At 71.8% G+C, this 13,625-nt stretch carries 15 protein-coding genes; 9 read left to right on the plus strand and 6 right to left on the minus strand.

Annotation, left to right across the window (positions count from 1 at the left end; all coding sequences use genetic code 11):
* The first annotated feature begins 16 nt into the window (after positions 1 to 16).
* Together RM446_RS22710 and RM446_RS22715 are read left to right on the plus strand one after the other, a co-directional pair.
* Positions 17 to 1,336 carry a cytochrome P450 gene (locus RM446_RS22710; RefSeq protein WP_311547453.1) on the plus strand — a complete coding sequence of 440 codons (1,320 nt, stop codon included), beginning with the start codon at positions 17 to 19 and terminating at the stop codon, positions 1,334 to 1,336.
* A gap of 69 nt (positions 1,337 to 1,405) precedes the next feature.
* Positions 1,406 to 2,134, plus strand: coding sequence for a methyltransferase (locus RM446_RS22715; RefSeq protein ID WP_311547468.1), 729 nt, complete (start codon positions 1,406 to 1,408; stop codon positions 2,132 to 2,134).
* Between the two features lie 176 nt (positions 2,135 to 2,310).
* On the opposite strand, the gene RM446_RS22720 is transcribed toward RM446_RS22715, so the two are convergent.
* Positions 2,311 to 3,300 (minus strand): LLM class flavin-dependent oxidoreductase, encoded by a 990-nt coding sequence (locus tag RM446_RS22720; protein ID WP_311547454.1) that lies wholly within the window; start codon positions 3,298 to 3,300, stop codon positions 2,311 to 2,313.
* A 43-nt stretch (positions 3,301 to 3,343) separates the two neighbouring features.
* A complete protein-coding gene (locus RM446_RS22725) occupies positions 3,344 to 4,255 on the minus strand; it encodes an SMP-30/gluconolactonase/LRE family protein (protein ID WP_311547455.1) in 912 nt (303 codons plus the stop codon).
* A 343-nt stretch (positions 4,256 to 4,598) separates the two neighbouring features.
* On the opposite strand from RM446_RS22725, the gene RM446_RS22730 reads away from it, so the two are divergent.
* Positions 4,599 to 5,234 (plus strand): TetR/AcrR family transcriptional regulator, encoded by a 636-nt coding sequence (locus RM446_RS22730; RefSeq protein ID WP_311547456.1) that lies wholly within the window; start codon positions 4,599 to 4,601, stop codon positions 5,232 to 5,234.
* Positions 5,235 to 5,355: 121 nt separating this feature from the next.
* Here the strand turns inward: RM446_RS22730 and RM446_RS22735 are convergent, their stop codons facing one another.
* From RM446_RS22735 to RM446_RS22750, 4 genes are read right to left on the minus strand one after another with little or no spacing between them, the layout of a single operon-like run.
* Positions 5,356 to 5,751, minus strand: coding sequence for a hypothetical protein (locus RM446_RS22735; RefSeq protein WP_311547457.1), 396 nt, complete (start codon positions 5,749 to 5,751; stop codon positions 5,356 to 5,358).
* Positions 5,752 to 5,785: 34 nt separating this feature from the next.
* Positions 5,786 to 6,205: a hypothetical protein gene (locus tag RM446_RS22740; RefSeq protein WP_311547458.1), complete on the minus strand. Its 420-nt coding sequence runs from the start codon at positions 6,203 to 6,205 to the stop codon at positions 5,786 to 5,788.
* A gap of 21 nt (positions 6,206 to 6,226) precedes the next feature.
* Entirely contained in the window at positions 6,227 to 6,712 is a 486-nt protein-coding gene (locus RM446_RS22745; RefSeq protein ID WP_311547459.1) for a hypothetical protein, read from the minus strand.
* Positions 6,713 to 6,736: 24 nt separating this feature from the next.
* Positions 6,737 to 7,258 (minus strand): hypothetical protein, encoded by a 522-nt coding sequence (locus RM446_RS22750; RefSeq protein WP_311547460.1) that lies wholly within the window; start codon positions 7,256 to 7,258, stop codon positions 6,737 to 6,739.
* A gap of 802 nt (positions 7,259 to 8,060) precedes the next feature.
* On the opposite strand from RM446_RS22750, the gene RM446_RS22755 reads away from it, so the two are divergent.
* From RM446_RS22755 to RM446_RS22780, 6 genes are all read left to right on the plus strand, one after another.
* Complete coding sequence (locus RM446_RS22755) at positions 8,061 to 8,822, plus strand: DeoR/GlpR family DNA-binding transcription regulator (RefSeq protein WP_311547461.1); 762 nt, start codon at positions 8,061 to 8,063, stop codon at positions 8,820 to 8,822.
* Positions 8,819 to 9,763 carry a 1-phosphofructokinase gene (pfkB, locus tag RM446_RS22760; RefSeq protein WP_311547462.1) on the plus strand — a complete coding sequence of 315 codons (945 nt, stop codon included), beginning with the start codon at positions 8,819 to 8,821 and terminating at the stop codon, positions 9,761 to 9,763. Before RM446_RS22755 ends, pfkB begins: the two co-directional genes overlap by 4 nt.
* Complete coding sequence (locus RM446_RS22765; protein ID WP_311547463.1) at positions 9,760 to 10,209, plus strand: PTS sugar transporter subunit IIA; 450 nt, start codon at positions 9,760 to 9,762, stop codon at positions 10,207 to 10,209. Before pfkB ends, RM446_RS22765 begins: the two co-directional genes overlap by 4 nt.
* Positions 10,206 to 11,729, plus strand: a complete 1,524-nt coding sequence (locus RM446_RS22770) for a PTS fructose transporter subunit IIC (RefSeq protein ID WP_311547464.1) — start codon at positions 10,206 to 10,208, stop codon at positions 11,727 to 11,729. Before RM446_RS22765 ends, RM446_RS22770 begins: the two co-directional genes overlap by 4 nt.
* Positions 11,730 to 11,760: 31 nt before the next feature.
* Positions 11,761 to 12,039: an HPr family phosphocarrier protein gene (locus tag RM446_RS22775; protein ID WP_311547465.1), complete on the plus strand. Its 279-nt coding sequence runs from the start codon at positions 11,761 to 11,763 to the stop codon at positions 12,037 to 12,039.
* 508 nt (positions 12,040 to 12,547) lie between these two features.
* Complete coding sequence (locus tag RM446_RS22780) at positions 12,548 to 13,462, plus strand: DUF2332 domain-containing protein (protein WP_311547466.1); 915 nt, start codon at positions 12,548 to 12,550, stop codon at positions 13,460 to 13,462.
* The last annotated feature ends 163 nt before the right edge of the window (positions 13,463 to 13,625 follow it).

Here is a 13,625-nt window from a genome sequence, read left to right on the forward strand (position 1 = left end):
ATGCGTAACTTGGCGCATGGGAACCGTGCGAACGACCGTCCCCAAGAAACGGATTCCTCCCGGCCCCCAATTGCCGCGGGCGGCGCAGACCGCCCTTTGGTTCAGCGACGCGCGGCGCATGCTCTCGCAGTGTCACGAGCGATTCGGCGACATATTCCGAATCCACATCGCACATCAGGGTACGTGCGTATTCATCAGTGCACCGGAAGACGTGAAACGCGTATTCACGGCTGCGCCCGAACAACTGCACGCCGGCGACGGAAACCGGTCGATGAAACCGGTGCTCGGCGAGAACTCCGTGCTGCTGCTCGACGAAGCCGAGCACCGGGAGCAGCGCAGGCTGCTGCTCCCGTCCTTCCACGGCGAGCGCGCCCGCGGATACACCGGCCTTATGCGCGAGATCGCCGCCGCCGAGATCGCCAGCTGGCCGCGCGGCCGCCCGCACCGCGTCCGAGCGGGTATGCAGGCGATGACGATGGACTACATCCTGCACGCGGTCTTCGGCGTCGCCGACGCCGAACGCCTGAGCCCGCTGCGGGCGAACCTCCAGCGCCTGCTCACCATCGGTGCCGACCCGCGCCATGCCCTCTTCCTGCTCGCGCTGGGCCCCGACCGCCTCCGCCGCTTCCCGCCGTTCCGCCGAGAGATGGACGCGATCGACCGGTTGCTCTACGCCGAGATCCGCCGGCGCAGAGCGCAGCCCGACCTCGAGGAACGCTCCGACGTGCTCTCGCTGCTGCTGCACGCACAGCACGCGGACGGCTCGCCGATGACCGACGCGGAGCTGCGCGACGAGCTGGTGACATTGCTGGTCGCGGGCCACGAGACCACCGCCTCGGCGCTGGTCTCGGCGGTGCGGGAGCTCGTGCGGCACCCGGACAAGCTCGATCGGCTCACGGAGGAGGTGCGGGCCGGCTCGGACACCTACCTCAAGGCGGTCGTGTACGAGACCCTCCGACTGCGGCCGGTCATCTCGGTCATCCCGCGGACGCTCACGCAGCCGATGCGCTTCGCCGGCTACGACGTCCCCGCCGGAGTCCGCGTGGTTCCCGCCATCTACCTGCTGCACCGGCGCCCCGACGTCTACCCCGAACCCGAGCGGTTCCTGCCGGAGCGTTTCCTGGAGCACCCGCCCGGCACCTACACCTGGATCCCCTTCGGCGGCGGAGTGCGCCGCTGCCTGGGACGGGCGTTCGCCCAGCTCGAAATGGAGACGGTGCTGCGCGAACTCGTTCTCGGCGCCGCGGTCCGCGCCGTACCGCAGCAGCCCGCACGGGCGTCGCGGCGCCGAAAGGCCGCCGTGCCCGCGCACGAGGCGGAGGTCATCGTCACCTAGAGCGGCGCGGAACCGCCGCCGACGCGCCGCGGGCCGCTGGGTCGCCCGGCGCGCGGAGAGGGAGTGAGCATGCGACCGGCGCAGCGCATCGGCTGGGTGCAGCACGTCAACGGCTGGACGGACTTCTGCGGAGCGAGGATCGAAGTCGATCCCGGCGTCTTCGTGCCCCGGCGCCGCACGGAGTTCCTCGTGCAGCAGGCGGCCGCCTTGGTCCGGGAGGGCGTCCGACCGAACCGGCGGGCGGACCTCGGAGGGGAGCCGCAGGCGGGCGGCGAGGCGGAGCCGGGGGCGGGCGCCGTCGTCCTCGACCTGTGCTGCGGTGCGGGTGCCGTGGGGGCCGCCCTGTCCGCTGACGGCCCCATCGAGCTGCACGCCGCGGACATCGACGCGGCCGCGGTGGCCTGCGCCCGCAGGAACATCGCCCCATTCGGCGGACGGGCCTACGCGGGCGACCTGTTCACCCCGCTGCCGCTCGCGCTGCGAGGGCGGATCGACCTCATCGTGACCAACGCGCCCTATGTCACCACCGACGAGAGCGTACGGCTGCCCTTGGACGTGCGCCTCTACGAGCCCCGCGCCGCCTTCGACGGCGGAGCGGACGGCCTGGAACTGCACCGCAGGCTCGTCCCCGAAGCCGCTTCCTGGCTGGCCCCCGGAGGCAGCCTCCTGGCCGAGCTCCACCCCGCTCAGACCTCCCAGGCCGCACGCCTGCTCTCCTCCGCAGGTCTGAGCCCTCGTGTCAGCACCTCCCAGACCCTCGACGCCACCGTGATCACGGGAACGAAGCCGTCGGCGTGAACGGAGCGGTCGCGGGTCGAACCCACCCCCAGGCCCTGAGCGGTGGTGAGCCGTCGATCTTGTAGCTATCGTCACTGGAAATCGTTTTTCATCACGATAGCTACAAGATCAACGGGGTTCGGGCCCTGCCACCGCCGGCGCTGCGGCAGGCGGGCGGACTGGCCGGGGCCGACCGGTCAGGAGCGGGCCGCGTCGAGGAACCGTTCGAGTTCGGACCCGATGTCGGGGCCGCAGGGCTGGAACACGATCTCGGTCACGCCCCGCGAGGCGAGGTCGTCCAGGTTGCGCCGGACCTCGCCGCGGGTACCGCTGACGGTCACGTCCTTGAGCACCGCGTGGCCGCCCGCGTTCCAGGCCGCCCGGTCCGCCCGGTTCAACTCGACGCAGTGCCCCGCGTGCACCGCGAGGTGCCGCTCCTCGCCGGGATCCGCCTCGACGATCTCCAGCCACTGCGCTCCGCCGGGAAGCGCGCGCACGGCGTCGGGCCCGCCGAACTCGTAGGCGCCGTGATAGGCCAGCGCCCAGCCCGGTCCTCCGGCGGCGCGGGCATGCTCGGAGTCCAGGGACTCCCCCTCGTCGAGGACGGTGCCCCAGGCGAGGTAGGGCACCCACGCATACTCCTTCATGAACTCGGGGAGCTGGAGGGTGGTGAAGAGCCCGTCGGCGAGCTCCCGGGCCACCGCGTTGCCCTTGGGCCCGAGCGCGCCGATGAGGACGGGGACGTCGACGGGCCGGGCGGGGGCGTGCCCGTCGGGGTGGAGCATCCGCATCCTCCTGCCCTCCCACTCGACGGTCTCGCCGCGAAGCAGACCGCGGTAGGCGCGTATGTAGGAGTCCATGTAGGACCAGCCGATCGCGGGGTACCCCATGGCGCGCCGACCGGTGAACCCGGTGCCGAAGGCGACCGCGACCCGGCCGGGCGCGAGTGCGGCGAGGGTGGCGGTCGCGGCGGCGTTGGCCATCGGGTGGCGCAGGCTGGGCACCAGGACCCCCGGCCCGAGGCCGATCCTCTCGGTGCGCTCGGCGGCCAGCGCGAGGGTCATCCACACGTCGGGGCTTTGCTGCGGGGTGTCGTAGACCCACGCGCGGGCGTATCCCAGGCGTTCGGCTACGGCGATGTTGTCCGGAGAGTCCAGGGCCGTCGGGAAGGCGCAGGCGATGTCCATGGGATACCTCCATCGGAGACGGGCGGTGGGACCGGCGCGGACGTCAGGGCAGGCCGTCGTGCGCAACGTCGACGCGGACCGCCCTCAGCTCGGCCTCGCGGGCCGCGCGGCGCTCGTGCTCGGCGAAGGAGGGCGCCGTGCACAGGAACAGGGTCCGGCCGTCGTCGCCGCCGAGCATGCAGGCGAAGACCCCGGTGCCGGTGGCGATCTCCTCCAGGATCTCGCCGCCCTCGCGTACGCGGAGGACGCGCCCATGCAGGGCGTCGGCCACCCAGAGGGCGCCGGCGGCGTCCGCGCATAGGCCGTCGGGGGCGACGTCGAGCTCTTCCACGGCCCGTCCGACGTCGTCGGTCCGAGGCGTGGGGCAGAACTGCGCCCATACGCGCCGGTTGCCGAGACCGCCGTCCTCGTCGATGTCGAAGGCGGTCAGCCTTCCGGCGAAGGTCTCGGCGACGACCAGGACTCCGTCGGGCAGGATCACCATGCCGTTCGGGAAGCCCAGGTCCTCGGCCACCGTGGTGACAGTGCCGTCGGCATCGACCCGGGCGAGCGTGGTGTAGCGCAGCGGGGCTCCGCCCATCAGATCGAAGCCGAAGTTGCCCACATAGGCGCGTCCCCGGTGGTCCACGACCATGTCGTTGAGCATTCCGGAGGCGGCACCGGACAGGTCCGCGTGCACGCCGAGCCGTCCCGAGCCGTCGCGCACCAGAATGCGGTGGTCGCGCATCGACGCGATGAGCGCGCGCCCGTCGGGCAGGAAGCCCAGTCCCGCCGGCTGGCCCGGGACCTCGGCCACCACCTCGGTGCCGCCGCGGGCGTCGGTCGCCACGACCTGGTGGGTGTAGAAGTCCGAGACCCACAGCCGGCCGTCCCGCCACCGCGGGCACTCCAGATAGGAGAAGCCGTCCAGCACCACCGTGGCGTCCCGGCTCGACGACTTGGGTTCCATTGCCATTTCGCACCTCGCTATTCCTCGGCGGTGCTGCGCTGCCGGGCATCGGATCCGGTTCGCCGCCGACGTAGCGCCGGTCGCCGCTGCGCTGGACACGCTGGGTCCGGGACGGCACGGCCGAGCAGGTCGTCCCGGTGTGGACATCGCCGATGCTGCTCGTTGCTGCGGGATGTTGTAACTAAGCGCATAGTTACCTTAAGTTGGGCCCGTGTCAAGACGTGTTCGCCGGACTGTGTCGAGGTCCGGCGTCCGGTCGCCTTCGGCCGCGGGACCGCCGCGGCGCGGCATGGAGCAAGGGATCGGCATGGTCGCGAATCGGAAGCGGCGCGGTGGCCCCAGGAAGTCGGTGGCCCTGCCTCCGGACCTCCCGGTCGGCGCGGTCGGGGACCTGTGGAGCGACGACCTCCCGGAGGCGGCCCGCGCGCTGCTCACATCGGCCGTGCTGTGCTTCAGCCGGATGGGCTTCCACGCGGCCACCACCCGGGACATCACGGCGGCCATCGGCTTGAGCCCCGGCGCGCTGTACGTGCACTTTCCCTCGAAGGAAGGCGTGCTGTACGAGATCGTCCGGACCGGTCACGAACGTGCTCTCGAGGCGATCCGGTCGGAGCGCGACGACGGCGATACCCGCGTGTACGTCGGACGGCTCGTCACGGGGCTCGTGGTCTGGCACGCGCGTCACCACACGGCGGCCCGCGTGTGCCAGTACGAACTCGCCGGCCTCAGCACCGAACACCGCGCCGCGGTCCTGGAACTGCGGCGGCGGTTCACCGCCGTGTTGCGCTCGGCGGTCACCCGGGGCGTGCGGGAGGGCGTCTTCGACGTTCCCGACGTCAACCGCTCCGTCCGCGCTGTCGTGTCGCTCGGCATCGACCTGGTGCGCTGGTACAGCATCGACGGCGCGGACTCACCCGAGGCGCTCGCCGACTACTACGCCGAGCTCGCGCTGCGGATGCTCGGCGCGACCCCTGGTACGCGGTGAGCGAGGGCCGGCGGGGCGGGTCAGGCGCGACGTCCTCGCCGAACGGCTTGTCAGCGGGGCCGGGGGCGGCGCGCCGCCCCCGGCCCCGCGGCATCCGCCGACTCCGGCGGTCGCAGGGTGCCTATCTGGCGTGGAACCGGACGACGTTGTCGTCGCGGGTGAACACTCCGAAGAACGCCCAGTTGCGGTAGCCGCCGTCGCCCTTGCGCACGAACTCGCCCTCACCGCTGAACACGACCCAGTGGTAGTCGTGCTCGCTCGGCCAGAAGTTCTCGCAGGGCTTGGCCTGGGTGGTGCCTTCGGATACCACACCCTCGAAGTGGCTGGACTCCCGGGCGGTGGCCTTGTAGACGATGATGTTCTTCGAGGTGTCCGAGCCCCAGCCCTGCAGCTCCTCGATCTTGGTGCTCAGGTCGCAGGGGTCGAGGTAGTCCGACGCCTGCGCGGCGGCCGGCGCGCCCGCGCCCGCGGCGCCGGCGAGCGCCAAGACCGCAGCCGTCCTCTTCATCGCACGCATACCTGGACTGTCCTTTCGTTGCAGTGGGGGGACGTCACCGGGGGAGGAACCGGACGTGGGTGTCGTCGCGCTCCCACACTCCGTAGAACGCCCAGTTGCGGTAGCCGCCGTCGCCCTGGCGGGTGAACTCGCCACCGCCGCTGAACACGACCCAGAAGAAGTCGACGTCGTTGCCGATGACCGCGTCGCACTCCTGTGCGGTGGTGTGCCCCTGCGAGACGATGCCGTCGAAGTGGCTGGAGGCGCGTGCCGACTCCTTCCACACGATGATGTTGTACTGGTCGTTGGCGTCCCAGCCGCGCAGTTCGCGCAGCTTCACCCGCAGGTCGCAGGCGTCGAACGCCATGGTGGTGGCCGGCTCCGCGGCGGCGGGCCGCGGTGCGGCGACCGTCGCCGCACCCGTCACGGCCATCACCGCCGCGGCGAAGGAGGCGGCCAGCTTGGCGATCCTCATGTGCTGACTTCCTCTCCAGGCTCAGGGGCGGTGGAAGCGGACGGTGTTGCCCTCGCGGTCGAACCAGCCGCGGAAGCCCCAGTTGATGTAGCCGCCGTCGCCGGTGTTGGTGAACTCTCCCGCCTCGGCGATCCAGAGTCCGTAGTTGATGGAGCCCCACCGGACGTTGGCGTAGAGCCGCTTGGACTCCAGCCGCTCCTCGTAGCCCTGGCTGAGATTCATCATGACGACGCTGTAGCGGCCTCCGCTGGCATCGAACGCCTCGTCGACGGCGCGGCGGACGAACTCCCCGCGGTTGTCCTCGTTGATGGCGCTGATCGCGCGGCCGACTTCGAAACCGTTGGCGCCGTCGTCGAGGTGCACGGTAACGGTCGGGCTCTCGGCGGCCTCCACGGTCGCCCGGGTCTCGTTCGGGTTCGCGGTCTCGGCCTGCGCCGTGCCGACCGCCGTGCCCAGCAGCGCCAGCGCGGCCAGCGGCGCGACGGCGAGTGCATTGCGGAACCTCACGTGCTCGCTCCTCTCGGCCGCGGGTCAGGGCTTGCGGAAGTCGACGGTCATGCCGCTGCGGTCGAACCAGCCGCGGAAGGCCCAGTTGATGTAGCCGCCGTCGCCCTCGTTGGTGAACCGGCCCGAGTCGAAGACGAGCACCCGGAACGACGGGTAGCCCGAGGCCTCGACCGTCGCGTCGTAGACGATGTTGTTCAGGTCGTAGGAGTAGGGGTGGTCGGCCTTGACCACCATCACGTTGTAGCTCTGGCCGGCGTCGTAGAACGACCCCTCCATCAGGCTCTTGACGTAGCCGCTGCGGTTCTGGTTCTGCTCGATCGCGGTGATGGCGATGTCGAAGATCCGGTTGGAGATGTTGACGACCGCGCTGCCCAGGTCGATCTTGACGCCCATGGTCTTCGCCTGGGTGGCGGCGGTCTGCGATGCCGGTGCGGGGGAGTCCGGCGCGGCGGGCGCGGCCACCGCGGTCCCGGCCGGTACCAGCAGGCCGGCGGCGGCGACCGCGCCGACGGCGGCCGTGCTCATCCTCGTGAGAACAGGGGGCATGGTTCTCCTTTCGGATTTCCCACGGCCCTGGGGGTCGGGCCGTGGCGGCCGATAGTACGCATTTAAGAGCTGGCCGGTCCAGCCGATGATCCGCATATTTTTCCGGCGGTTCCCGCGTTGCTGTATTAATGCTGCTCATCAGCTATACCGGCGCACTCGAAGGGGTGTCGGGAGTGCATTGCGATCCCGATGGACAGCCGAATCAGAGCGGTTCTAGAATCCTCCTCGGTAGCCACGATGGGCAGTTGCAGTCGCCCTCCCCTCTGTCGAATCCCGTGTGAACCGCCCCTCCGCGGATGGTGTGACGAACGATCATACGACTGTGTCTGTGCAGCTCACATGGGTCGTATTCGCTTTCGTCGGAGCAGTGGGACGGGCATCCCGGTGAGTCTTCCGGGATATACGGCTGAATCCCAATGGAATTGGAACGCGGGATTCACGAGATATCGTCCGGCCAGGAGTCCGGCGTGGTTCGGGCTGCCTTCTAGGAAACTCCCGCCGTCGGAAAAGGTGCCGCACCCGCAACGCCCGGATCTGCGGTCTGAGGCCTGAAGGCGTATTCCGCCGGGCATTTCCATGGGGAATCAGTCCATTCCCGGTGCTCCCGTCCGCCCCGTTTCCAGCCGCTGAGCACCGCCTCTCCCGCACTCGCCGCGGCTTCGTCGGCCCGTCCGCCTTCTCGGTGGGCGGCCGCGGTGCGCACGCCGGCGGACGGGCTGGTCCACGTTTATCGCCCCTTGACAACCTGGCAACATCGGGCAAAATCAGACAACAAACCACATAAAAACGAAGGGAATCGGGCATGTACGGGGCCGAGCGTCGGCAGGTGCTGGTGCAGAGGGCGCGCCGGGACGGGCGCGTCGACGTGTCGCCGGCCTCGGAGGAACTGGCAGTGACACCGGAGACCATCCGGCGCGACCTCGGGGTCCTCGAACGCCAGGGCGCCCTGCGCCGGGTCTACGGCGGGGCCGTCCCCGTCGAACGCGTGGACTTCGAACCCAGCGTCACCCTGCGCGACCGCACCAGCGAGGCGGAGAAGGAGCGCATCGCCCGTGCCGCCGTCGACCAGCTGCCCGAGCGCGGCACCGTCCTGCTCGACGGCGGCACCACCACCGCCCGTTTGGCCGGGCTCGTCCCCGACGGTGTCGAGCTCACCGTCGTCACCAACTCCCTGCCCGCCGCCAACCGGCTCGTGGTCCGCCCGGGCTGCGAGCTCCACCTGCTCGGCGGCAGGGTGCGCGCCACAACGCTGGCCTCGGTCGGCACCTGGGGCCAGGACGTCCTCGACGGCCTGACCGTCGACGTCGGCTTCTTCGGAACCAACGGGTTCTCCTACGCACGCGGCTGTACCACCCCGGACCCCGCCGAGTCCGCGGTCAAAGCCGCCATGGTCCGCGCCTGCCGGCGCCGGGTCCTGCTCGCCGACCACACCAAGTACGGCGACGACCACTTCAGCCGCTTCGCCCGCCTGGAGGAGATGGACGTCGTCGTCACCGACGGCGGGATCGACGAGCGCGCCCGCGAGGAACTCACCGGTGCCGAGGCCGACGTGGTGGTCGTGTGATCGTCACCGTTACGCCCAACCCCAGCCTGGACCGCACCGTCGCGGTGGCCGGGCTGGCGCGGGGCGGGGTCCACCGCGGCCTGCGCGCCGCCCTGGACCCCGGCGGGAAGGGCGTCAACGTCGCCCGCGTCCTGGCCTCCGCCGGACTGGCCACCACCACCCTTCTGCCCTGCGGCGGTCCCGAAGGCGCACGGCTGGGCTCCCTACTGCGCGGCGAGCGGGTGCCGGTCGCCGAGGTGCCGGTGCACGGCGCCACCCGCAGCAACATCACCGTGGTCGAAGCCGACGGCACCACCACCAAGTTCAACGAATCCGGCAGCGCCCTCACTGCCGGCGAGGCCCGCGAGCTCGTCGACCGCGCCGCCAGGCTGGCCGCTGGAGCCGAATGGCTCGTCACCTGCGGCAGCCTGCCGGCCGACGGGTCCGAGCACCTGCACGCCGACCTCGTGCGGGCCGGGCGGCGGGCGGGCGCGCGCACCGCCGTGGACACCTCCGGCCCCGCGCTGACCCACGCCGCGGCGGCGCGCCCCGACCTGGTCAAGCCCAACCACGACGAGCTCGCCGAGCTTGCCGGGCGGCCGCTGCCCACCCTCGGAGCCGTCCTCGACGTCGCCCACGACCTGCGCGCCCACGGTGTCGGGGCGGTCCTGGTCAGCCTCGGCGCCGACGGCGCGCTGCTGGCCGAGGCCTCCGGGGCCTGGCACGCCCGCGGCCCCGCACCCGCGGTCGTCAGCACCGTGGGCGCCGGCGACGCCTTGCTCGCCGGCTTCCTCGGCGCCGGCGGCGCCGGCCCCGAGGCGCTGCGTGCCGCCGTGGCCCACGGCGCCGCCGCCGTGGAACTCCCGGGCAGCCGCATGCCCGGCCCCCGGGATCCGCGCTCCGACAACGTGCGCGTCACCGCAGTCGACACCACCCTCACTCTCACCGGAGCAGCACCATGACCGAACTCGTCACCACCGACCTGGTGGATCTCGACCTCGCCCCCACCGAACGCCGCGGAGCGGTGCGCGCCCTCGCCGAACGCCTGCGCGCAGCGGGCCGGGTCACCGACCTGGAGCGGTTCCTCGCCGATGTCGAAGCGCGCGAGCAGCAGATGCCCACGGGCCTCCCCGGAGGTATCGGCATCCCGCACTGCCGCTCGGCCGCCGTCACCGCACCCACCCTCGCCATCGGCCGCAGCGCCGAAGGCGTGGACTTCGGCGCCGCCGACGGGCCCGCCCGCCTCATCTTCCTCATCGCCGCGCCTGAAGGCGGCGACACGGACCACATGGCCGTGCTGGCCGCGCTCTCCCGCCGGCTCATGCGCTCCGAGTTCACGGACACCCTCCTGGGTGCCGACGACCCCGCCCACGCGGCCGACTACGTCCGCTCGGAGGTGGCGCCGTGAAGATCGTGGCCGTGACGTCCTGTCCCACCGGCATCGCCCACACCTACATGGCGGCCGAGGCCCTCGAACAGGCCGGGCGCGCCGCCGGGCACGAGGTCTCCGTCGAGACTCAGGGGTCGGCCGGTACCTCCGCCCTCTCGGCCGCGGACATCGCCGCGGCCGACGCCGTGGTCTTCGCCGCCGACGTCGGTGTGCACAACCGCGGGCGCTTCGAGGGCAAGCCCATCGTCGAGGCCACCGTCAAGCAGGCCGTCAACGACGCCGCCGGACTTCTCGAACGCGCCGCCGAAGCCGCTGAACGCGCCGAACCGGGGCAGAGCGGCCCCGAGCCCGCGGCGTCGGGCGTTGCGGGGGCCGAACGGGCGGCCGCCGAGGCGGCCGCACCGGACGCGGCGACTCCTGCGCCCGAGACGAAGGTGACCGCCACCGGAGGGTTCGGCAGCAACCTCAGGCAGTGGCTCATGACCGGGGTCAGCTACGTCATCCCGTTCGTGGCCGCCGGCGGGCTGCTCATCGCGATCAGCTTCGCCCTGGGCGGCTACGACGTCACCGAGGCCCCGCCCGTCACCGAGCACTTCGACCCGCTCAGCCTCACCAGCTGGGCCGCACTCGCCAACCAGGTCGGCACCCTGGCGATGGACTTCCTCGTGCCGGTGCTGGCGGGCTTCATCGCCTACGCCATGGCCGACCGGGCCGCCCTGGCGCCCGGGTTCGTCGGCGGCGCGGCGGCAGTGGCCGTGGAATCCGGGTTCCTCGGCGGCCTGCTCGCGGGCCTGCTCGCCGGCGCGGTCGTCGCCGGGCTCCGCCGCGTCCCGGTGCCCCGGGCCATGGCCGGGGTGATGCCGGTGCTCGTCCTGCCGCTTCTGGGGTCGGCCGTGGTCGGTGCCCTGATGTTCGTGGTCGTGGGCGAGCCCGTTGCGGTGGTCATGCAGGCCGTCACCGGGTGGCTCAACGGGCTGACCGGCACCAACGCGATCCTGCTGGGCGCGCTCATCGGGGCGATGATGGCCTTCGACATGGGCGGTCCCGTCAACAAGGTCGCCTACACCTTCGCCGTAGGAGGGCTCTCCACCGGCAGCGAAACCGCCCACGCGATCATGGCCGCCGCAATGGCCGCGGGCATGACGCCGCCCATCGCCCTGGCTCTGGCCACCAAGATCAAGCGCGATCTGTTCAGCCCCGCCGAGCACGCCAGCTCCCGCCCGGCCTGGCTCCTGGGCGCCTCCTTCATCACCGAGGGCGTGATCCCCTTCGCCGCGGTCGACCCGCTCCGGGTCATCCCCTCCATCGTCGTGGGCTCGGCCACCGCCGGAGCCCTGGCCATCGGCTTCGGCAGCACCCTCATGGCCCCGCACGGGGGCGTGTTCGTCCTGCCGCTGGTGGGCGCTCCGCTGCCGTACCTGGCCGCGATCCTCATCGGGATCGCGGTCTCCACCGCCGCCGTCCTGCTGGCCAAGCGCATCGGCCGCGGCGGACGGAAGCCCGTCGGTGAACCGACCGCGGCCACGGCCACCGCCTGACTGCGATTCCCCACTCCCGAAAGGACCCCCGATGCACCGACGCGTCACCATCGGCTCGCCCGTAGGACTCCATGCCCGCCCCGCCGCGCTGCTGGCCGAAGCCGCCGGCAAGCACGAGGGCCGGATCCGTATCGCCAAGGTCGTCGAAGGCGAGGCCGGGACCCCCGTCGACGCCGCCAGCGTCCTCGGGCTGATGTCGCTGGGGGCCCGGCACGGCGACGAGGTCGAGCTCACCACCGACGACGAGCGCATCCTGACCGAGTTGGCCGAGATGCTCGCCGACGAACACGAAGGCCGTCCGGCCGAGTGACCGGACGAGGACCGGGGTCAGAGGACGTCGGGCGCCCCGGTCCTGCTGCACGTCCCGCACCGCCGTCGCGCCTCGGCTTCCAGGCGGCCTTCGGCGCCGATCGGCCGCGCCGGCGTTCGGCGCCCCCGCCCGCATGGTCGAGGGGGTCGCGATGCCGGACACGCTTCCCGGCCGGATGTCGGTGTTTCCCGGTTTGAGACTTCCCGGCGTTGGGCCGCGGTCGCCGCTACCAAAGTCTCAACCGTTGCTTCAACGGTATGATGTAGCCGCATGAGTCTCGTCATGCCATACTTCGCACCCCGGCCGTATCCGAAGTGGGCACGGTTGCCGACACTCCCGACGCGGAAACCGGTATTGGGGGGCGTCCGCGGCGAACCGTTCCCACCGCTGGTGCCCTCGCGCCTCCGGCCGCTCGACCCGGATTCCGGTCGAGGCTCCGCGCGCGCGGTGGCGGCCGTCGCCCCCGACGCAACGGGAACCCTCGACGATCGCGCAAGGCGCTGCACCCGTGGGTAGGGCCCGCACGCTCGCTCAGGTTTACCGCCGCTTCGGCGAGGTCGACGCCGCCGCGGTGTCGCCGCTGTACGAGCGCGTCGCCGTCGCGCTGAGCGAGTCCGGCGAAGCCTTGCGCGCCGTCGAGGCGGCGCCGCCGCGCAAGCGGCACCCGGAGCTGATCCTCGCCGCGCTGCACCATCTCGCCCTCGCCGGAAGCGCCCCGGCGCTCGCTGCGGCCTATGCCGCCGCGGACGGCGACGCCGCCGCCGATGCGGCGGTCGACACGCTGCTGCGATCGACCGAGGAGGTCGCGGCCACCGCCGCGCGCCGGCGGACGCGTCCCGATGAGGCCGGACGCTGCGCCGTGCTGTATCCCGCCGTCGCCGAAGCGGCGCGCCGGGCGGGCGCGGACGCGGTCGGGCTGATCGACGTGGGCTGTTCGGCCGCGTTCAACCTCAATGCCGATCGCGTCGGCATCGCCTACAGCAACGGGCAGTCGCTCGGCGACCCGTCGTCGCCTGTGCAGCTGTCGGCTTCGGTCGTGGGGGACCGGTCCGTCCCGACGCGGGCGATGCCCGAGGTCGTCACCCGGGTCGGTGTCGACCTCGATCCCGTCGACGTGACCGACGCGGACGACGCCCGATGGCTGCGCGCCTGCCTGTGGCCGGATCAGCCGGATCGGGCGGAACGGCTGGCGAGGCTTGAAGCGGAGACGGCGGTGGCGGCGGCCGCCCCCCCGCTCCTGCTGCAAGGCGACGCCGTCGAGGTGCTGCCCGACGCCTTCGCTTGTGTGCCCGCGGACGCCCTGCCCGTCGTCACCACGACGTGGGCGCTGTCGGGCTTTCCGCTCGAGAAGCGCCTGCGCTTCCTGTACCGCCTCGACGAGGCGGCGCTCGGCCGGGCCCCGCGTCAGCCGACCCCCCGTTGATCTTGTAGCTATCGTGATGGCAATCGATTGCCAGTGACGATAGCTACAAGATCTATTGGTTCATCATGGGGAGTGCCCGCGGCGGTTTCGACGGGAACCACCGCGGGCCGGGGCGGCGGAGTGACTCATACAAGATCTGTCCGCGTGACATCGCGTTGACCTG

Source organism: Streptomonospora wellingtoniae (assembly GCF_031845375.1).
Lineage (GTDB): Bacteria > Actinomycetota > Actinomycetes > Streptosporangiales > Streptosporangiaceae > Streptomonospora > Streptomonospora wellingtoniae.